Here is a 21315-nt window from a genome sequence, read left to right on the forward strand (position 1 = left end):
ATCACATACGCTTGGCGTGCCAGCGCAGGTGATCTTCCATAAAGGTGGAAATGAAGTAGTAGCTGTGATCATACCCGCTCTGACGGCGCAGGGTGAGGGGAATGCTGGCCTTTGCGCACGCCTCCTGAAGCAGTTCAGGGCGAAGCTGTTCATTTAAAAACTGGTCCGCATCCCCATAGTCGACCAGAAACTCAGGGAAGCGCGCGCCGTCTTCGATCAATGCGACGGTATCGTGTTTTCGCCACAGCTTGTGATCGTCTCCGAAATAACCACTCAGAGCCTTCTTTCCCCACGGCACCTGCGACGGCGCGACGATGGGCGCGAAGGCGCTGGCGGCGCGGAAGCGGTTGGGATTGCTCAGTGCAATAGTCAGTGCGCCATGGCCTCCCATCGAGTGGCCCATGATGGACTGCCGGTCCATGTCAGCTGGAAATCCGTATCTCACCAGTTCGGGAAGCTCTCGGGTGATGTAGTTCAGCATCCGATAATTCTTCGCGAACGGCTCTTTTGTCGCATCGACATAAAAGCCCGCGCCGAGACCGAAGTCATAGGCGCCGGCGGGATCGTCGGGAACGCCCTCACCGCGTGGGCTGGTATCCGGTGCGACGAAAATCAGGCCAAGCTCGGCGCAAGCATTTCGGTATTCGCCCTTTTCCGTGACATTGGCATGGGTGCAGGTCAGGCCCGACAAATACCAGACCACAGGCATTTTGGTGTCGGACTTCTGCTGCGGAACGAAGACCGAAAACGTCATGTCCGTTCCGGTCGCTTCGCTTGGGTGCTTGTAGACGCCTTGCCAACCGCCATGCGATCGATTGAGGGAAACGGTTTCGATCGTCATGTGCAATTACCCGTTCAAAGACACGTATCAGTTCTAAAAGTAAGCCGGTCTGGCGCGACGACGTTGGTCGTGCCACCAGACCGGCTGTTGGGTCAAGCCGCCATTCTTGCTTTCGCAGTATGGGCCGCAATGGCGTCCATCAGCGCGGGCGATAGGCAGTCATATGGTTCGAGCCCGATTTCCTTGAGGCGCGTGCGTATGCCGTCCATTTCACCGGGATCGACACCCGACTCAATGACGGACGATACGAAGGCCGCAAAGCCCGGTGCAGCTGAGCCCTGTTCCTCGAACAGTTCAGGATGGATGAAGTCGAGGCCATAGAACGGATGGTTCTTGTTCTCGATGCGGCCGTACATGTGGGTGCCGCAGACGGTGCATGCGTGCCGTTGAATTGTCGCGGATGCATCGACGATTTTCAGCTTATCGCCATTCTCCAGCACCGTGACGCTGCTGCTGGGTACCACAGCGACAACCGAAAAAGTTGCGCCTTCGGGTTTCCAGCATTTCGTGCATCCGCACGCATGGTTGTGTGCGACATCGCCTTTGATGCCGACTTTGACAGGCCTGTCCTTGCATTTGCAGACAAGTGTTCCCCCGGCGAAGCTGCCGGAGCCTTTTTTGACACCACTGTCGATGGATGGATGAAGACTGACGCCCATGACTCAACCTCCCTTATATTTGTGTTTTGCCTTGTTGATTTAATAGACGACGACCGAGCGGATGGATTTCCCCTCGTGCATCAGATCGAAGCCCTTGTTGATTTCCTCCAGTTTCAGAACGTGGGTGATCATCGGATCGATTTCGATTTTTCCGGTCATGTACCAGTCGACAATTTTCGGTACATCGGTGCGTCCGCGTGCGCCGCCAAAAGCAGAACCCTTCCAGACGCGCCCCGTCACCAGCTGGAAGGGGCGTGTGGAGATTTCCTTACCGGCTTCGGCCACGCCGATCACAACGGAGACACCCCAGCCGCGATGACAGGCTTCAAGCGCCTGGCGCATCACGTTGGTGTTCCCGGTGCAGTCGAAGGTGTAATCGGCTCCGCCGTCGGTCAGGTTGACGAGGTGTTGCACGATGTCACCGCTGACCTTCGACGGATTGACGAAATGGGTCATGCCGAAACGCTTGCCCCATTCCTCTTTCGCATCGTTGAGGTCAACACCGATGATCTTGTCGGCTCCGATCATCTTGGCACCCTGGATAACGTTCAAGCCGATGCCGCCAAGGCCAAAGACAACGACGTTCGAACCAGGCTCGACCTTGGCCGTATTGACCACCGCACCAACGCCGGTGGTGACGCCACAGCCGATATAGCAAGTTGACTGGAACGGCGCGTCCTCGCGGATCTTTGCAACGGCAATCTCGGGCAGCACGGTGAAGTTCGAGAATGTCGAGCAACCCATATAGTGGTAGATCGTTTCACCCTTGTAGCTGAAGCGCGATGTGCCGTCGGGCATGACGCCCTTGCCCTGGGTGGCGCGGATCTTCGTACACAGATTGGTCTTGCGGCTGAGGCAGCTTTTACATTCACGACATTCCGGCGTGTAAAGCGGGATGACATGGTCGCCCGGTTTGACGGATGTCACGCCGGGGCCGATTTCTCTTACGATTCCCGCTCCCTCATGCCCGAGGATCGAGGGAAAGATGCCTTCGCTGTCGAAGCCATCGAGGGTATAGGCATCGGTGTGGCATATGCCCGTCGCCATGATTTCGACGAGCACTTCTCCGGCTTTTGGACCTTCCAGATCAAGTTCGACGATCTCAAGAGGGCGCTTTGCTGCAAAGGCAACAGCGGCGCGTGTCTTCATTGGTTCGGTCTCCTCTCAAACGTTCTTGCCTGAGCCTAGACTTCCAAATTTTTTGACCAGCTCGTCCTGTATTGAGCTGAAATGAGCGTCGCCGTTTAATCGTCCTAATCTCGAAAGCTGCGTCAAAATGCCGGATGTCGTCAGTCCGGCATCGGTCGTTCAGTGAGTGCTGTTTTTGCACTCATGCCATCCGCGGAGTAGGCGCGGTGGCCTTTCTAAAATCCCTTCCGCAATGCAAAAAGGATCGGAAGCCTTTGCTCAGCGGTATGAAGCATTGCATGCCCATACCGAACGTCAAGATATGTGATTGCATAATTTAAAGGATGCGCGCTCGTTTTGGCACGTCGTGAAATTCATTGTGGCATTTTCAGTTCATCATCGGATGATGAACGCTAACCTGCGCATTGAATGCCGGTATCGCTTATCACCGCCGTCCTGGTTCAAGACCGCTGTTGCGTCGCGATAGAAAAGACATCTGAGGCCGTCGCCGACCCACGACGTCAGTTCGTCACGTCAGCTTGCTTTCCATCGCCAAGCGAACCAGCTCCGCTGATGAGCGGACGCCGAGCTTCTGGCGCATCAATGAGCACGTATTTGCGATGGTCTTGTAAGAGGCGCGGATTAACCAGGCGATTTCTGACAGGCTCTTGCCCGTGCTGAGCAGCCTGAGAATTTCGACCTCACGCGCGGTCAGCTTGGATAGGGGATTTTGACCAAATTCCGGGCCGGAGAACGCAAGACTCTTGGCGACGTTGAGCGGAAGAAAAACGCCGCCTTTGCCCACCTCTCGAATGGCCTCGACCAAATCGCCGGGCTCGCCGGATTTCGAAACGAAGCCTTTTGCACCGGCTTCAATGGCGCGTGCGGCAAACACTGGATCGTCGTTCATGCTGAACATAATGAGGCGTGCACTGGCATCGCGCGTCAGGATTCGCCTGGCCAGCTCAAATCCGGAAACACCCGGCAGATTGATGTCAATGACACAGACATCTGGCTGCTCGCTGGCGAACATGCGTTCTCCAGATTCTGCATCCATGGCTTGGAGAATGGCGATATCCGAATCACCGGCGAATAGAGCGCGGCAGCCGGATCCAACAATCGGATGGTCGTCGACAATCAATATGCGCATGGCAAGTGTATATCCCTTTGCGCTGCAGCATGTGTGAGGTCGCTTAAGTCCGGTATCGTTCTTTAGCTTGGAGAGTGTAGATGCTCTACACGGGAATTAAATAGCTGGTACTTTTACCTGTCAACGTAGCTTTGCCGGGAGCTGAAGACCAACATGCTCATGTGGACGAATGCATCTCTGCGCCTTCGCCTGAACCTTCTCATCGCGTTTGTCCTCGTCACCGGCTTGATCATCAATATTGGGCGGCTCGCCTTCGAGGCCGGGCCGCGTGTCGCCGCTGAGGATCAAAGCGTCACACGGCTTGCCAAGGGATTGATCGAGGCTTTCATCTCGGACCTTGGAGAGGCATCGAATCCGGAGCTCAAGTTAGAGGAGATTGCGCGGGAGTTGATGCGATTGCGGCACGTCACCATCACCCACGCGACTGCTGGCGGCAACGGTGCCTCAATCGATCATCTCCCGGATACGAGCGACGATATCACCCAGCCGCCGGCGTGGTTTGTGAGGTTCGTCCATCCGTCTCATACGACGGTGAGCATCCCCATCACCGTTGGGACGCGTTCGTTCGGATCACTCGTTATCAAGTCAGATCCAAGAGATGAGATTAGCGAAATCTGGCAAGGAATCTTGACCCAACTCGTCGTTGGGACTGCGGTGACTATTACTTTATTGTTCATCACGATGTTCGTGGTTGATCGGTCACTGGGACCGGTGAACGAAATCGCCCGAGCCATGGGCAAAATCGGCGCTGGCCAATACGGAATACGCATCAAGCCCCGCGGTTCGCCGGAAATCGCTGAAATCTGTAACGGGTTGAATAGTCTCGCCACGGCATTGAAGCAGGCCGACGATGACAAGCGAAACCTGGCGGCCCGGATTGTTTCGTTGCAGGACACCGAACGCAAGGAGATCGCGGCGGAGCTGCACGATGAGTTCGGACCATGTCTCTTTGCATTGCGCGCTCATGCGTCGTCTCTTGCAAATCTTGCGCGAAACACTGAGCCTGATCTTTCAGCGATAAGGTCTGCAGGGGATGCGATCCATCAGCAGATCAACACTTTGCAGCAATCCAATCGTGACGTTCTTGCCCGGTTGCGCCCGATCGGTCTTTCCGAGCTTGGCCTGCGCGCTGCCCTCGAGGTTCTGTTCCGCCGCTGGCGAGAGATAAGGCCGCAGGTTGGTATCACGGCACGCGTATCGGCTGAGATCGGCGGTTCAGATGAAACCACCGATTTGACCATCTACAGAATTGTGCAGGAAGCTCTCACCAATGCCTTCCGGCATTCAAAGGCGACGCAGATCGATGTCGTGCTGGAGCCGGATAACAGCAATCATGCCATTCAGATCCGGATTAACGACAACGGTGTTGGCTTGAACGCCGATACCGCGAGTGGTCTCGGTTTAATAGGGATGCGAGAACGGGCGATGGCGCTCGGCGGCCGGCTCGCGATTTCATCCACTGATAAAGGTGTCAGGGTAGAGGCGATTGTGCCGCTGCCTGCGTAGTCGAGCCATATGACTACTCGAAGGGGTCGGGAATTTTTCCCGACCGCGCCGGGACCTTTTGAAGATGTAGCATGGACGGCTCAACCTCTAATGTTCATCATATCCTCAAACTCGTGGCTTCGGCGCGAGGATAAATAATAAAGAGGGAACGGATGGACGCTCGCGTTGTCGGCTTATCCATTTGCCTGGCCTCTGTTTCTTGCGCGGCCAATGCGCAAAGTCAGTCGGGCGGTGGTGCAACTGCCCTGCCAACGCTTGATGTATTCGCACCCACACCGCTTGCGGGCTCCGGTACCGGTATCGACGTCAACAAGTACCCCGCGGCAGTTTCGGTCGTCACGCCAAGCGAGATCCAACGCACGGATTCCCTTAACATCACTGATGCACTGCAGCGATGGGTACCGGGCATCATCACCATTGATGTGGCCGGCAATCCGTTCCAGCCTGACGTTCAGTTTCGCGGCTTCACAGCGTCGCCTGTGGCCGGGACGCCTCAAGGCCTCGCGGTTTATCAGAACGGCATGCGCATCAATGAAGCGTTCGGCGACACGGTCAATTGGGATTTCATCCCGACCACCGCCATCAAGTACATCGATGTGATCTCGAACAATCCGGCGTTTGGCCTGAATGCGATAGGTGGTGCGCTAAACATCCAGATGAAGGACGGCTTTTCCTATCAAGGCGCGGAGGTGAGCGTGATGGGCGGCTCCTATGGCCGGTTCCAGGGATCCGCTCAATGGGGCAAGCAGGTCGATAAGTTTGCGATCTACGGCGCGCTTGAGGGCGCGCGTGAGGATGGCTACCGCGATTTTTCCGGGTCAGTCGTTCGAAGGTTCTACGGCGATGTCGGCTACAAGACTGACAGCAGCGAATTCCATATGAATATGGGTGCTGCGCATAACTGGTTTGGCGCCACGGCCGCCGTGCCAGTCGAACTGCTCGATGCACGGGGGTGGGGCGCGACTTACACCACACCGCAGACCATGGAAAACCGCGTCGGCTATCTCAATTTCACCGGCAAGGCGGATGTATCTCCAACGTGGACGGTGGAAGGCTCCGCCCGCGTTCGTGTGTTTGATCAGCGGACGCAGGACGGCAACCCGACGGAAGTGCAGCCGTGCCTGACCAACACCGGATTGTTTTGCTTCGGTGACGACCTCAAGCCAGACAATACCCCGCGTGCAAACGGGTTGAACGGTGCGCAACTCGCCAACACGTTCCCGGGCGGCGCTATCCTCGGCGAAATCGACCGGACCACGACACGCTCCACATCGACCGGCTTGACGCTGCAGGCGACCAACACCGACCAGCTCTTCGGCTTCAACAATCGTTTCGTCGTCGGTGGCAGCCTCGATTACGGTGTCACGCACTTCAACGCGAGTGCAGAGCTCGGCACCATCGGCCCGAACTATGTCGTCAGCGGCTCCAACATCTTTCTCGGACAATCGGGCGATCCGATCGCGATTGGCCCCGTGTCACTACGCACCACCAATCTCTACAGCGGCCTCTATGCCCTCGACTCGTTAGACCTCACCGATCGTTTTACGGTGACGGCGGGAGGACGCTTTAATACGGCGAACATCAAGCTGGAGGACCAGCTGGGCGGCGATTTGAACGGCAATAACAGCTTTACGCGGTTCAATCCGCTGGCGGGTGCGACGTACAAGATTAACTCCGATATCAGCATCTATGGCGGCTATTCGGAAGCCAACCGCGCGCCGACACCGCTTGAGCTTGGTTGCGCCGACCCCGCGCGTCCCTGCATCATCGGAGCTTTCCTGATATCAGATCCGCCGCTCAAGCAGGTGGTGTCCCACACCGTTGAGGCGGGCTTCAAAGGAAATCATAATTTTGGCGCTGGCTTTGGAACCATCAACTGGAAGCTCGGTGTGTTCCGCACGGACAATAAGGACGATATTCTTGCGATTCCGAGCCCGGACCTGCAAGGCTTTGGCTTTTTCCAGAATGTAGGCGCCACGCGGCGGGAAGGTGTTGAGGCGGAGTTCAACATCAAATCCGGCCCGCTCCAGTTTTTCGCGAGCTATGCCTATGTCGATGCGCGCTTTCGCGATCCGCTGACGCTTGCCTCCAACAGCCCGTCGGCTGACGATGACGGTAATATCTTTGTTGTTCCCGGTAATCATATCCCAGGTATCCCGAAGCATCGGATCAAGGCCAGCATCGACTATGCCGTAACCGATGCTTTCAAGCTCGGCGGCGATATGTTGTTTGTCAGCAACCAGTTCTTCATTGGCGACGATTCAAACCAGCAGCCCGAGCTTCCGGGCTACGTGGTCTTCAACCTGCGTGGGACGTATCAGATCGACAAGACATTCCAGGTGTTCGCGCGTGTCGACAATCTCTTCGATCGTCGCTATGCGACGCTCGGCACGTTCTTCGAGAAAGACAACCTTCCCAATTTTGCCACCGGAGGGGACTTCACAAGCGCGAGCACCGTCACTCCGGCGCGGCCGCGGGCGTTCTATGCGGGCTTGAGGGCGACGTTCTAGTTGGAACCAAGCCGCGCAATTAAGCTGTGTTCTGCGCGGATTTGTCCGCATGGAACCGGCAACCTTCAACGAAGCGCCATGTTATAGTAGCAACCGCCCTCGTTAGACGGGGCGAGGATGTTCCCCCTCACATCGTGAAGGAGTGAAATATGACTTGGAAGACCCCCAAGATTGCTGAAGTTTCGGTCGGCATGGAAATCAACATGTACGCTTGCGCAGCGCGCAAGTAATAGACCGAAGCAGATAGCACTTTAAGCGCGGCTCGTTTGCGATTCGTCAGCGAAGGCTGAGGGATCGTGAACGGGCCGTTCGCTTTTAAACCGCGGACATGAGAAGGATGACGCCGGTTGTGGCAAGCGCAACGACCCAGATCAAATCAAGATTGATCCACGCGTTACGCAGGACGGCAACACCAATCCATTCATAGACCAGTATCGCGATTGCGCCAGTGACGACCAGCATAGCTGCGGTGTGAACTCCAACGGCGGTCAGCATCGTTGCGGTCGCGGATGACGCTTCAGGCATCATGTTCTTGGCTGCGGAAGAGGAGAGGCACAGCGGGATCACCACGGGGAGGAGCATGAGTCCTGCACCATGCGCGGTCGCCATGAGGAACGACCACACGGTCAGACCCGCGAGCCCTATCTTCATGCCGAAGCGTACGCGGTGTCTGTGGCCATAAATCTGATGATAAATCGCCCAGCCGATCAGCAACAAACCGGACGCGGCGAGCACGGCGCGCTCGCTGACCACGAAACCTGCCATGATCACAGCGCTGACGATGATGGCCACGGAAAGCGCGTGCCCGACTGCAATTGAGGGCAGCGCCTGCAAGATGATCGTGCGGTTTTGCCGGTGCAGCCCCAGCGCGACGGCGAACAGCCATCCCATCGCCGGGTTAAGGCCGTGGAAGGCCCCAAGCCCGGCGATTGTCAGCCAGGCCCAGGCATTATTCATTTAAACCCTCCGCGCGCTGCAGATTGCGGTTGTCCTTCAAGGGTAGCAGTAGGAATCCGAGGAACAGTCGCCGCCCTCCAGCCGCACCTGATGCGGGCGATGGGACTTGGGCCATTCGACGAAGAAGTCTTTGTCGAATGCGATGCCGCCATTTGGGTTGACGTCGAGCTTCACCATCCAGCCGTTGATCCCTTCGGGGTAGAACTGTTCATCAATCGCCCCGTAAAGCGAATTGGTGAAATAAACCCGCTGTCCGTCGCGGCTGATTTCAACCATCTGCGGCCCGCCATTGAGGGCGCCGTTCTTGGCTCCCGGATGCGAAGCGCGTGAGACGATGCCGCCGATCCGGACCTTGCCTGTAAGCTTCGGTTTGAGCGGGTCGGATACATCGTACTGGTGAAGGTCACCCGTTCCCCAGCAGGCCACATACAAAAACTTGTCGTCCATGGAGAGATCGATATCCGTCACCAGCGGCGGCACGGCCTTGAAGCCCTTGAGCATCGGCGGCAATTCATCTTCTGTCGCTGGCTCGGCCGGAATTTCGATGACCTTGGTGACGGCCCATTTGTCACCGTCGCGGTGCCAGACCCAGATCGATGACGACAGGTTTTCGAGGCTCAACACGCAATTGACGAAACCATACGCCTTGGTCGGATCGTGCGCCGGGCGTAGTTCGAACACGAGCTGATACTTGTCGCCGAAATCGATGGTCTGCTGATGTTTGCGCGTGTGCAGATCCCAGAAGTGAAGCTTGCGGCCGTATTTGGCGCCGAGCAGAATTTCCGGAACGAGGCCGTTCTCGAACATGTCGGGCGTGCCCCATTCGCTGGTCACGAGCGTGTCGTGTCCGAGATGCCACCAGGCATCGTAAGCCAGTTGTTGCGGTCCTCGATCGATCTCCCATTGCCCGCGGACATCGAAGCTCTCGTGATCCATCAGGAAGATACCACCCGGCGCTTCGCCTTTCGCATTGCCAAGTGCTGCGACGTAGATCCCTTCGGGGCCGCAATGAATCGTGTGCGGGCGTGTATAGCCGGCTTTTTCGGCAACTTCAGATGGCTCGATGACCTTGACGATTTGCGGCTTGGCCGGATCCGGCTTGGTATCGATGATGTGGATGCGCGACGACCGCAGCCCTGGGACGATGAGATAGCGTCGTTCGATGTGAGGATGTGGCGCGTTCGGGCAAAGCGATGACGAGCACGCATTCCAGCCGAAATGGTGGAGTTCGTCCCCGACATTCGGCATCACAACCGTATTGATGATCTTCGAATAGGTCTTTGATTTCGGATCGACGTCGACGACGGCAAGGCCGTCGGGCTGTTTTCGCTTCGGATCGAAAGCCGCGACGTAAGCAAGCTTTTCCGGGGGAGCCTTCATCGCCATGCGCGGTGAAGGATAAAACGTTGGGTCGGGTTTCCACGTCGCCATGTTGAGCCCTCCAATTTATGCCCGGACTTCGTCGGACACAGACGATCAATGAAATGTCAAAGCGGTAATTTCCTACTGTCGGAGTTAGTTCGTATTGCGTCGTGACTGTCGCGAGAAAACTCAATACGTCGTGATTGCCGCGAAAGCTCAGTACGGAGGTGCCTTATGGGCGCGCTGCAGCTTCACGGCCTCGGTCCACCAATCAAGGTCGTCGGCAAAGCGGCCGAAAGCCCGATCAAGTTGCTTTCCTGCGTCGCCGGTGGGCTTGCCGTCGGCGGTCAACGTTTGTTCGATGGGGCCAACCGTAATCGTGCTTGAGATTACAACCATGCCCATTTCCGACAAGGTGCCATGCCAAACAAAGTTGGAACGGGCGCCTCCAATACGGCCGGCCGAATAGCTGACGACTGCGGCTGGCCGCCAGAACCATTCCTCAAGAAAGTGGTCTGTCAGGTTTTTCAGGCCGGGTTGCATGCCCCAATTATACTCGCCAGTGACGAAGACGAATGCGTCTGCGGTCTTGATCTTGGATGCAAGCGCTTCCATCGCCGCCGGTGCTGAGCCGGGCGCGTATTCCTTATACATCCGGTCAAGCATTGGCAGATCGACGGCTTTGGCATCGATGAGTTCGACATCGTTGCCGCGTGCACGCAGCGCGTCGACAGAATAGTCAGCCAGACGAATTCCCATTCGATCGGAACGATATGAGCCGTAGAGAACGAGAATGCGGTGGGTCATGAAATCACTCCAAAACAAATCGCCGGCTTGAATGCGTTAGCTTGGAATTAGAGCCGCTTCTGCTACCCGGTTGCAACTGATCTTCCATCATTCCGCACCCGCAATTGTGATCGCGCCGCGTTGCTTTGGGCATGGGTAAGTTCTAGCTTGGTGCCGCCAGCCGCACCGTAGCGGTGAACGATGAGTTATTGCCCGCCCGCTTTTACAGGACAGGTGCAATGGCTGAGATGCCCGTAACACACTACGTCAAATGTGATGACGTCTACATTGCCTATCAGGTGATAGGCGATGGGCCCTTTGACCTGATGTTTGTTCCTGGCTTCGTATCAAACGTTGAAGCGACGTGGCAATCCCCGGATCGAGTTGCCTTCTTCAAGCGGCTTGCCTCGTTTTCTCGGGTCATCCTCTTCGACAAGCGCGGCACTGGAATGTCCGATCGCGGTTCGCAGATCTTTACGCTTGAGCAACGCATGCATGATGTGCAGACCGTGCTGGAGGCCGTCGGGTCCAAACGTGCTGCCTTGATGGGAGTTTCAGAGGGGGGGCCAATGTCGCTGCTTTATGCTGCGACCTATCCTGAGCGGACTTCGGGACTCGTGGTGTATGGCTCTTACGCCAAGCGCGCGTGGTCTTCCGACTACACGTTCGGATGGACGGATGACCGATGGAAAACTGTTCTGGGAAATATCGAGCACCATTGGGGCACGCCGCTTGGAATTAACGCGACGATGTGGGCGCCCAGTATTGCCAATGATCATCATGCGGCGGAGCGTCTGGCCGCGTATTTCAGGGCCTCCGCGAGCCCGGGGGCTGCAGCCGCGATCATGAAAATGAACCGCGAGATCGATGTCCGGCACATCCTGCCAGTGACACGCGTGCCGACGCTTGTTGTTCACCGTATCGGCGATCGCGTGATTGATCTTGAGCACGCGCGCTACATGGCCTCGCATATTCCCGGTGCGAAGCTTGTTGAATTGCCAGGCGAAGATCACATGCCATGGTTTGGCAATCAGGTCTCGGTTCTTGATGAAGTCGAGCAATTTCTGACGGGCCGGCGGCACGCGCACGAACCGGATCGCGTACTGGCGACCGTTCTATTCGCGGATATCGTGGACTCGACAGCGCAGGCGGCGGCGCTGGGCGACAGTTCGTGGCGAGAGTTGCGCAATGCATTTTATATCAAGATACGCCGGGTGCTGGAGCAATACCGGGGCCGTGAGATCAACACGTCAGGCGACGGATTCCTGGCAGCGTTCGATGGGCCCGCACGCGCGGTCCGTTGCGCCACCGCGATCCGCGATGCAGTGCGTCCGCTCAATCTCGAAGTGCGCTGCGGTCTGCACACTGGCGAATGCGAGGTGGTCGGCGATGACATCGCCGGCATTGCGGTTCATACCGGCGCACGCGTTGCTGCACTTGCCGCTCCGGGCGAAGTCCTGGTCTCGCAAACAGTCTGTGATCTCGTCGCCGGTTCTGGGCTAGCGTTCGAAGAAGGCGGCACCTTCAAGTTGAAGGGCGTCCCGAATGAGTGGCGCCTGTTCAGAGCAGTCGCGACCTGAGCCGCTCAATCTTTTCGTCGCGCCTTTCCAGATGATTCTCGGAAAAAGCGCGTAGCGCAGCGGTGACATCGGATAGTCCGATGGATCGAAGAATACGTTGCGTAACGAATTAATGAAGCGCTGATCGTCGCCTGTGGCCTGGCTCTATGCCGCCCTTGGTCGCCATTTATCGAAAATATGTCGTTATTTCAATGCCTTGTGACGTGACCGATGTGTCCGGCGCGGACCTCACTACACCGCACCATCATAGAGTCCAAGCTCCGCCGATGAGGCCTTGGACCTGAAAGTCGGGCTTTCTTCCAGGCATGCGCTTCCCTCGCGGTTTTGATATGCACCATCAGAGGCTTCTCACAGAAGAAGGCCGGCGAGGGAGGGAGCAGATCTTGGCAGGTACGACAACGGGGCTGCATTCAGCCTCGCACGCAGCCGTCGCCCTCACAAATGTCGATGTCACGTTTCGGCTGACTGGCGGCGCCAGCTATCGCGCCGTGGAAGGCGCGACGCTGAACGTGGCCGACGGAGAATTCGTGGCTATCGTTGGCCCGACAGGCTGCGGCAAGTCGACACTGCTCAACATCGCCGCCGGATTGATCGCCCCCGCTGCCGGGCGCGTTGAGATTTTCGGGACGCCGATCATCGGCCTGAATCAGCAGGCCGGCTATCTGTTTCAGGCCGACGCGTTGTTTCCCTGGAAGACGGCCATCGAGAACGTTGCTATCGGTCTGGAAACAGCCGGGATGCATTCTTCGGAAGCGCGCGTGAAAGCACAAAGCTGGCTAGTCCGCGTTGGCCTCGGCAACTTCGCCAACCATTATCCACATATGCTGTCAGGCGGACAGCGCAAACGCGTGGGTCTCGCTCAGGTTCTGATCCGCGATCCAAAAATTCTCCTGATGGATGAGCCATTCGGCCCGCTCGACGCGCAAACACGTCAGATCATGGGCAATCAGCTGCTGGACCTCTGGAGCGCGGACCGCAAGGCGGTGATATTCGTCACGCACGATCTTGAGGAGGCCATCGCGCTGTCCGACCGGGTGGTCATCATGTCGGCGGGACCATCGGCCCGCATTCTCGGGGATTGGAAAATAACGCTCCCGCGCCCGCGCGACATCGCCGAAGTGCGATTGGACGCCGCTTTTTTCGACATCCATCGTGACATCTGGCGCACCCTCAAGGCAGAAGTCCTGAAAAGCTACGAACAGACGGCGGTCGTGTAATGCAGCGTTTGAAACTCGGTCTCCTGCAAATTCTCGTCGCGGTCGTCTGTGTCGTCGTCTGGCATTTAGCAACAACTATCCCGGTCAACGGAAAGCCGCTGTTTCCGCCGTTCTTCTTTTCGACGCCGCTTGATGTCGCTTCGCGTATCGTGAAGTGGTTTGCGGACGGTACCATCTGGCGTCATCTCTGGATCACGCTCTCGGAGTCGATGCTGGCGTTTGTTGCGGGCTCTGTCGGTGGTGTGCTGGTCGGGTTCTGGTTCGCGCGTCAGCCGCTGGTGGCGGCGATCTTCGACCCTTACGTAAAGATGGCGAATGCTCTGCCGCGCATTGTGCTGGCGCCGATTTTCACCCTGTGGTTCGGGCTCGGAATCTGGTCAAAAGTGGCGCTCGGCATCACGCTGGTGTTCTTCATTGTGTTTTTCAACGTCTACCAGGGTGTTAGGGAAGTCAGCCCCACGGTGCTTGCCAACGCCCGCATGCTCGGAATGAACGAACGGCAACTGATGCGCCATGTCTACTGGCCTTCAGCCATGTCGTGGATGTTCTCGTCCTTGCATACATCGGTCGGCTTTGCCGTGGTGGGCGCTGTCGTGGGCGAATATCTCGGCTCTGCGGCAGGGCTCGGCTATCTCATTCTGCAGGCGGAGGGCACTTTCGATATTGCCGGCGTTTTTGCGGGCATGTTCGTGCTGGCGGCTTTCGTGCTCGTCATCGACGCCATCGTGACGATGGTAGAACGGCGGCTTCTGGTCTGGCGGCCGGTGCAGGCTGATGGGCGGACTTGAACGCTTCCCAGACCACGCCTGGTCGCTTAGTGTTGGAAACCAATGGTGGCCAAACAAACAGGATCACCAATCATGCGGAGAAAACGATCATGATGGCGCTCTGTCTGCGGCGAATGGTGTCTTGCCTGGCCGCGCTTGTGCTGATGTCCGGTGCTGCGTTCGCGCAGGCGAAAGTGACAATCGCTGTCGGCGGGGCCGCCTGCCTCTGTTATCTACCAACCGTGCTGGCAAAACAGATCGGCGAATACGACAAAGCCGGCTTGAACGTCGAGATCGTGGACTTCAAGGGAGGCTCGCAGGCGCTGACGGCGGTGCTCGGCGGAAGCGCGGATGTAGTCTCCGGCTATTTCGATCACTGCGTCAATCTCGCGGCCAAGAACCAGAGCCTGCAGGCCTTTGTGGTCTATGATCGGTATCCCGGGCTGGCGCTTGTCGTGGCACCGAAAAATACCGCTGCCATCAAGTCGATCAAGGATCTTGCCGGCAAGCGCATCGGTGTCAGTGCGCCCGGGTCGTCCACTGACTTCTTTCTGAAGTATCTGTTGAACAAAAATGGTGTCGATCCGAACTCTGTCGGTGTGATCGGCGTCGGACTTGGTGCGACGGCCGTCGCGGCGATGGAGCAGGGCAGTGTCGACGCAGCCGTCATGCTCGATCCGTCGGTCACCTTGCTTCAAGGCAAGAACAAGGATCTCAAAATTCTGAGCGATACGCGCACGCAGCATGACACGCTGGAGGTGTTCGGTGGCGAATATCCGGGCGGCGCGCTCTATACGCGAGCGGACTGGATCGCCGCGCATCAGAAGGAAACGCAGGCGCTGACCAATGCGATCCTGGCGACGTTGAAGTGGATCCATTCCCACACGCCGGAAGACATCATGGCGAAGATGCCTCCTGAACTCGTCGGTGCGGACAAGGAGCTTTATCTCGCGGCGCTGAAGAACACGATTCCGATGTTTTCACTGACCGGAAAAATGGACCCCAAGGGCGCGCAAGCGGTGCTCGACGTTTTCAGTCAATCATCTCAGGAAGTGAAGAACGCCAAGATCGACCTGTCGAAGACATATACCAACGCATTTATTGAAAAAGCCAACTAGGAGAGACCAGAGTTTGCGCGGCGATCCGGCAGGATTGCCCGCGCTCCGGAGGAAACTCTCATTCGTTGTAAAGTCTTTGCAATGGCTGCTCAGGCGCGCATGACTATGCAGTGAGCTGCATGCGCGGCCGCTGTCATTTCGCATCCAAACGCAGCTTTGTCTAAAAGAAAACAGTTCCCGTCCGGACAGAACCGAGGAATAATCGTCATGAGCGACCGGTACGAATAAACTGGTCGGCCTAGTGTGGTGGTTCAGAAGTTCGCTTCAATTTCTCGGCGCGTCCTCTGAGCGAACTTCTGAACCTAAACCACACTAGAATTATGGGTTGCTAGTGTCCTTTCGAATCCGAAGTTCGCTAGCGGGTGCGCTGCACTATGAGGCGAACTTCGGATTCGGGACACCTGATCGCTGCAAGATAATTGCCCTACGGTTCTTTATTTGTGCGGAGATGGTCGTGAATGGTTTTCTCAATTCGCCCGGCGTTTCGGGCTTGGTCGCAGCCTCTTCACATCGGCGCCTTCAGGTTTTCCCACTTCTTGTGCTGCTCACGCTTGGGGCGTGCGGCGAAAAGAAGGAACAGGCCGCAGCTCCACCCCCGCCGGTTACCGTCGCAGAACCCACCAAGCGGGTCGTAACCGATTGGGATGAATTCACCGGACGCTTCGACGCCATCGAACAGGTGCTGATCCGGGCGCGGGTGACCGGCTTCGTCATGAGCGTGGACTTCAAGGACGGCGCCATCGTCAAGGAAGGAGACCTTCTCTACACGATCGATCCCCGGCAATACGAGGCCGCCGCCGAACAGGCACAAGGTCAGCTTAATGACGCGAATGCGAAAATCGACTTTGCGAAGCGTGAGCTGGAGCGTGCTGAAGCCCTGGTCAAGACCTCGGCGGTATCCGAATCCATTGTCGATCAGCGGCGCCAAGCTCTTCAGGTCGCTCAGGCTGCAGCATTGCAGGCCGAAGGCGTGTTGAAGCGCGCCCAGCTCGATCTCGAGTACACCAAGGTTCGCGCGCCGATCGATGGACGCATCAGTCGCCACCTCGTGACGATCGGAAATCTGGTGCAGGGAAGCGAAACCGGCGCGACGCTGCTGACTTCGATCGTGTCCATGGACCCGATCCACGTCTATTTCGATATGGACGAGTCCATTTACCTGAAGAACAGCCGTTTGTGGTTTGAGGGCAAGCGGCCAAGTTCGCGGGACACGCCAAACCCGGTGCAAGTTTTGCTCGCCGGTGAGACCAAGCCTTCCCATGAAGGCCGGATGGATTTCCTCGACAACCGACTGGATCTTGGGACCGGCACGTTGCGGGGCCGCGCGCTGGTGGACAACCACGACCTGTCGATCCTGCCCGGGCAGTTTGCCCGTGTCCGCGTGCTTGGCAGTGCGCCATATGAAGCGTTGCTATTGCCGGATACGGCCGTTGCCACGGACCAGTCGCGCAAGATCGTCTTTGTCGTAAAGAGCGACGATACCGTTGAAGCCAAGCCGGTGACGCTTGGTCCATTGGATGATGGCCTCCGGGTGATCAGGGAAGGGCTGAAGCCTGAAGACAGGGTGATTGTCGAAGGTCTGCAACGCGCACGCATCGGGGCAAAGGTTGCGCCTCATGCACAGACAACCGCCAGCAACAGCGGCGCAAAGCCATGAATCTCGGCCGTCTGTCTATCAACCAGCCGATCTTAGCGATGGTGCTGTCCATCGTTCTCCTGATCGTCGGCGCAATCGCCTATACGACATTGCCCGTTGCGGAGTATCCGCAGATTGCACCGCCGACGGTCGTTGTCACCACGCAATACCCTGGCGCATCAGCACAGACAGTCTCGGATACGGTTGCGACGCCGATTGAACAGCAGATCAACGGCGTCGAGGACATGCTGTATCTCTACAGCCAGGCGACCTCTGATGGCCAATTGAACATCACGATCACCTTCAAGCTCGGGACTGATCTCGATAAAGCACAGGTTCTTGTCCAGAACCGGGTGGCCATCGCGCAGCCGCAGTTACCGGAAGAAGTGCAGCGAAACGGCGTCACCACACGGAAGAACAGCCCCGACCTCCTGATGGTCGTTTTCATGCTGTCGCCGGATGATACCTACGACCAGCTCTACATCAGCAACTACGCGCTCCGGCAGGTGCGCGATCAATTGCTGCGTCTTGATGGCATCGGCGACATCCAGATATTCGGAGCGCGCGATTATTCGATGCGGCTTTGGTTGGATCCTGACAAGATCGCAACCTTGGGGATGACGGCGGGCGACGTCCTGACCGCCATTCGCGCGCAGAACCTGCAAATTACCGGCGGCAGAGTTGCTGAGCCTCCGATTGCGGATCGCGCGTTCCAGCCAAACCTGACTTTCACCGGCCGCTTAAAAGACCCGCAGCAATTTGAAAACATCGTCATCAAGGCAGGCGCGGATGGCCGCACGGTGCGACTGCGCGATGTCGCGCGTATCGAGCTGGGCGCGTTGGCCTATACCACCAACAGCTTCTTGTTACGCAAATCAGCGGTTGCGATGCTGGTCTCGCAGCGCCCCGGTTCGAATGCGCTGGCCACCGCGAAGAACATTTCCGACGCGATGGTCCGGCTGAAGGCCGATTTCCCTCCGGGGCTCGAATACAATATTGGCTATAACCCGACCGAATTCATCGCACAATCCGTCCACGAATTGATCAAGACGATCTACGAGGCGATGGTTCTGGTGGTCATCGTTGTGCTGGTGTTCCTGCAGGGGTGGCGGCCGGCGATCATTCCCATCATCGCTATTCCGGTGTCTCTGGTCGGCACCTTCGCTGTCATGGCCGCTCTCGGCTATTCGATTAATAATCTGACGTTGTTCGGCCTGGTGCTGGCGGTTGGCATTGTGGTCGATGATGCCATTGTCGTCGTCGAAAATGTTGAACGTCATCTCGGGGCCGGGATGGGGCGCCGTGATGCGGCGCTTCTCACCATGCAGGAGGTCGGTGGTGCATTGGTGTCCATCGCGCTCGTCCTGTGTGCGGTGTTCGTGCCGACGGCTTTTCTGGGAGGAATCTCTGGCCAGTTCTTCCAGCAGTTCGCGGTGACCATTGCAGTCGCGACCGCGATTTCGTGCTTCTGTTCACTGACGCTATCACCGGCGCTCGCCTCATTGATCTTGAGACCGCATGAACACCATCGCCCGCCGGCGAGCTGGAATTTCATCGCGCGCGGATGGGAAAAATTCACCGGCGCGTTCAATCGCCTCTTCGATCGTCTGTCCCATGGCTACGCAGCCACCGCTGAATTCGTCATCCGGCATTCGGTTGCGATGTTGCTGGTTTATGCCGTCCTGATCGGAAGCGCGGGATGGCTGCTTGTCACCACGCCACAAGGGTTCATCCCGGCGCAGGACCGGGGCTACGTCATCGTCTCCGTGCAATTGCCGGGGGCAGCGTCGCTGGCGCGCACCACCGAAGTCGTCCGCCAGATCGAGAAGATCGCGCTCGAGGTGCCCGGCGTTGTTCGTGTGCCGTCATTTGCGGGTCTCAACGGCGCAACGCGGACGTCAGCCAGTAATGCTGCGGCGCTCTTTCCCGTGTTTGACGAGCCAGAGGCGCGCGTCAAGAAAGGCCTGACGGCCGCTGTCATCACCGCTGAATTGCGCAAGCGGCTGTCGGCGATTGAGAACGCGTTTGTCATCGTCGTGCCGCCGCCCGCCGTTCCTGGTATCGGCACCGGCGGTGGTTTCGCCATGCGCGTGCAAGATCGTCAGGGGCGGGGACCCGAGCTGCTCGCTGCTGCGACCGATGAGCTGGTGAATGCGGCGCGTAAGGCGCCTGGCCTGACCGCAGTGTTCTCGCCGTTTAGCGCGGACACACCGCAGGTTTTCGTCGGCATCGATCGCCAGAAAGCGCAGATGCTGAGCGTGCCGATCCAGAACATTACCGATGCTATCGAAACTTATTTCGGCTCGGCTTACGTTAACGACTTCAATATTCTGGGGCGCACCTATCACGTCACTGCGCAGGCTGATTTTCCGTTCCGCAAGGAGACCGCTGATCTGGCGCGCCTGCAGACGCGCAATTCGGCTGGCCAGATGGTTCTTCTCGGAAGCGTAGTCGATTTCCGCGATATATCGGGTCCTGATCGCGTCGCGCGCTATAATCTCTATCCGGCAGCGGAGTTGCAGGGCGATACACTGCCGGGCACAAGCTCGACGACCGCACTCAACATCATGCAGCAGCTGGCACACGAAACACTGCCGAGCGGCTTCTCATTCGAATGGACGGATCTTTCCTACCAGCAGGTAACCGGCGGGCAGACCGGTCTCTATGTGTTCCCGATCTGCGTGCTGTTCGTGTATCTGGTGCTGGCTGCCCAGTATGGCAGTTGGAGTCTGCCGTTTGCTGTGATTTTGATCGTACCGATGTGCCTGCTGGCGGCGACGATCGGTGTTCGCATCATGGGGCAGGACATCAACATCCTGACCCAGATCGGCTTCGTTGTGCTGGTGGGACTTGCCGCGAAGAATGCCATTCTGATTGTCGAGTTCGCGCGGGACATCGAACGCGAGGGAAGCGATCAGCTCTCAGCCGTGATCGAAGCGTGCCGGCTGCGCTTGCGCCCCATTCTGATGACGTCGTTCGCCTTCATCCTTGGCGTGCTGCCGCTTGTCATCTCGACAGGGTCGGGCTCGGAAATGCGTCAAGCCGTAGGCGTGGCAGTATTCTTCGGCATGCTGGGTGTGACGTTGTTCGGCCTGATTTTCACGCCGATCTTCTACATCCTGGTGCGGCGCCTTGCGGGCGGAAAGTTCGAGCCGGTCGAGAAGACCTGATCTCAAGCTAAGCGGCCTCAAGGTGACGAGCGGATCACCTGAGCGAGGGCTTCTCGGCAGCCGGCCCCGCCTTGTCGGAAGTCTTTCGTCCCTGCGCCTGCAGACTGTTCTGCATTCTCCGAAGGGTGCCTTCGAGCACGCTTCTCACGGCAATGCGCGCGCGGCGCTTATCGCCGGCCGCAATGGCGTTGTAGATTTCGAGATGTTCGTCGTAAGCAGCTTCTGCGGTGTCTGCCTTCTTGGCAGAGGTCGCCCTTGCCGAGGCAATGGCCTCGTACAAATGCGGCTGAAGGAATTCCACGAAGCCGATAATCAGCGGATTTTGCGTGGCAACCGCAATGGCGCGGTGAAACTCGATATCAGCCGACAAAGCTTCGTCGAATGATTTCCGCGACGGCTCCATGGCCTTCAGGCACTTCTCCATTTTCTTGAGATCGGCAGGTTTTCGCCGCTCGGCTGCAAGGCTGGCGGCCTGAACCTCGACACCCATGCGCAACTCCAGCACCTCCAGAATGGCGCGAGCCTTCTCATTGGACTTGGCCAACCGGAACGGCCGATCGATGGTGTCCTTGGCAACGAACACGCCTTTGCCTTGGCGCGAGTCCACAAGGCCATCGGCCTTGAGGCGCGACAACGCCTCGCGAATGACTGTGATGCTCACGCCATAGTTCAGCGCCAGATCCTTGCCCGCGGGCAGCTGCTCGCCAAGTCCGTATTGACCGCTCACGATCGTCTCTCGCAGAGCAATGGTGATGCGGTCTGCGAGACTCTGCGGCGCAACGGTTTGTTCAATTCGTCTGGAAGGCATGATTGCTTTCGGGTGCGCGTGTCATTTCACCGAGGAATGTGCTTTGCCAGAATTGCCTTAACTCAATGAAGTACAGCATAATGCTTACTGCAATACCTAGGAAATTCGCAAACGACCTTC

Annotated in this window: 17 protein-coding genes; 9 read left to right on the forward strand and 8 right to left on the reverse strand. The window is 57.7% G+C overall.

Annotated features, from left to right (window positions below; all coding sequences use genetic code 11):
* Window position 1 precedes the first annotated feature (1 nt).
* From fghA to ACZ5C3_RS06565, 4 genes are all read right to left on the reverse strand, one after another.
* On the reverse strand, window positions 2-841 hold the full coding sequence (gene fghA, locus ACZ5C3_RS06550; RefSeq protein ID WP_464036222.1) for an S-formylglutathione hydrolase: 840 nt from the start codon (window positions 839-841) through the stop codon (window positions 2-4).
* Between the two features lie 92 nt (window positions 842-933).
* The gene (gene gfa / locus ACZ5C3_RS06555) at window positions 934-1500 is read right to left on the reverse strand and encodes an S-(hydroxymethyl)glutathione synthase (protein WP_464036224.1); all 567 of its coding nucleotides are present in this window, start codon (window positions 1498-1500) and stop codon (window positions 934-936) included.
* Window positions 1501-1539: 39 nt separating this feature from the next.
* On the reverse strand, window positions 1540-2649 hold the full coding sequence (locus ACZ5C3_RS06560) for an S-(hydroxymethyl)glutathione dehydrogenase/class III alcohol dehydrogenase (RefSeq protein ID WP_464036226.1): 1110 nt from the start codon (window positions 2647-2649) through the stop codon (window positions 1540-1542).
* Window positions 2650-3157: 508 nt separating this feature from the next.
* Entirely contained in the window at window positions 3158-3778 is a 621-nt protein-coding gene (locus ACZ5C3_RS06565) for a response regulator (protein WP_464044606.1), read from the reverse strand.
* A gap of 159 nt (window positions 3779-3937) precedes the next feature.
* Between ACZ5C3_RS06565 and ACZ5C3_RS06570 the strand changes: the two genes are divergently transcribed.
* The 3 genes from ACZ5C3_RS06570 to pqqA all read left to right on the forward strand — a co-directional run bounded on the left by ACZ5C3_RS06570 (window position 3938) and on the right by pqqA (window position 8024).
* Entirely contained in the window at window positions 3938-5284 is a 1347-nt protein-coding gene (locus ACZ5C3_RS06570; RefSeq protein WP_464038273.1) for an ATP-binding protein, read from the forward strand.
* Window positions 5285-5436: 152 nt separating this feature from the next.
* Entirely contained in the window at window positions 5437-7794 is a 2358-nt protein-coding gene (locus tag ACZ5C3_RS06575; protein ID WP_464044607.1) for a TonB-dependent receptor, read from the forward strand.
* Window positions 7795-7943: 149 nt separating this feature from the next.
* Window positions 7944-8024, forward strand: coding sequence for a pyrroloquinoline quinone precursor peptide PqqA (gene pqqA, locus ACZ5C3_RS06580; protein ID WP_424631636.1), 81 nt, complete (start codon window positions 7944-7946; stop codon window positions 8022-8024).
* 85 nt (window positions 8025-8109) lie between these two features.
* On the opposite strand, the gene ACZ5C3_RS06585 is transcribed toward pqqA, so the two are convergent.
* The 3 genes from ACZ5C3_RS06585 to ACZ5C3_RS06595 form a co-directional block, all read right to left on the reverse strand.
* On the reverse strand, window positions 8110-8751 hold the full coding sequence (locus tag ACZ5C3_RS06585; RefSeq protein ID WP_464036230.1) for a hypothetical protein: 642 nt from the start codon (window positions 8749-8751) through the stop codon (window positions 8110-8112).
* A gap of 36 nt (window positions 8752-8787) precedes the next feature.
* Window positions 8788-10182 (reverse strand): selenium-binding family protein, encoded by a 1395-nt coding sequence (locus ACZ5C3_RS06590; protein ID WP_464036231.1) that lies wholly within the window; start codon window positions 10180-10182, stop codon window positions 8788-8790.
* A gap of 147 nt (window positions 10183-10329) precedes the next feature.
* On the reverse strand, window positions 10330-10920 hold the full coding sequence (locus ACZ5C3_RS06595) for an NADPH-dependent FMN reductase (RefSeq protein ID WP_464036233.1): 591 nt from the start codon (window positions 10918-10920) through the stop codon (window positions 10330-10332).
* Window positions 10921-11138: 218 nt separating this feature from the next.
* Between ACZ5C3_RS06595 and ACZ5C3_RS06600 the strand changes: the two genes are divergently transcribed.
* The 6 genes from ACZ5C3_RS06600 (at window position 11139) to ACZ5C3_RS06625 (ending at window position 20387) form a co-directional block, all read left to right on the forward strand.
* Complete coding sequence (locus ACZ5C3_RS06600; RefSeq protein WP_464044608.1) at window positions 11139-12479, forward strand: adenylate/guanylate cyclase domain-containing protein; 1341 nt, start codon at window positions 11139-11141, stop codon at window positions 12477-12479.
* A gap of 404 nt (window positions 12480-12883) precedes the next feature.
* Entirely contained in the window at window positions 12884-13696 is an 813-nt protein-coding gene (locus ACZ5C3_RS06605) for an ABC transporter ATP-binding protein (protein WP_464038274.1), read from the forward strand.
* Complete coding sequence (locus tag ACZ5C3_RS06610; RefSeq protein WP_464036238.1) at window positions 13696-14484, forward strand: ABC transporter permease; 789 nt, start codon at window positions 13696-13698, stop codon at window positions 14482-14484. The genes ACZ5C3_RS06605 and ACZ5C3_RS06610 overlap by 1 nt, the downstream gene beginning before the upstream one ends.
* A 92-nt stretch (window positions 14485-14576) precedes the next feature.
* Window positions 14577-15581, forward strand: coding sequence for an ABC transporter substrate-binding protein (locus ACZ5C3_RS06615; RefSeq protein ID WP_464044780.1), 1005 nt, complete (start codon window positions 14577-14579; stop codon window positions 15579-15581).
* A 538-nt stretch (window positions 15582-16119) separates the two neighbouring features.
* A complete protein-coding gene (locus ACZ5C3_RS06620; RefSeq protein WP_464038275.1) occupies window positions 16120-17238 on the forward strand; it encodes an efflux RND transporter periplasmic adaptor subunit in 1119 nt (372 codons plus the stop codon).
* Window positions 17235-20387, forward strand: a complete 3153-nt coding sequence (locus ACZ5C3_RS06625) for an efflux RND transporter permease subunit (protein WP_464036240.1) — start codon at window positions 17235-17237, stop codon at window positions 20385-20387. Before ACZ5C3_RS06620 ends, ACZ5C3_RS06625 begins: the two co-directional genes overlap by 4 nt.
* 34 nt (window positions 20388-20421) lie before the next feature.
* Here ACZ5C3_RS06625 and ACZ5C3_RS06630 read toward each other — a convergent pair whose 3' ends face one another.
* Window positions 20422-21195, reverse strand: a complete 774-nt coding sequence (locus ACZ5C3_RS06630; RefSeq protein WP_464036242.1) for a FadR/GntR family transcriptional regulator — start codon at window positions 21193-21195, stop codon at window positions 20422-20424.
* Between the last annotated feature and the right edge of the window lie 120 nt (window positions 21196-21315).

This window comes from Afipia dichlorophenoxyacetatis, assembly GCF_055386385.1.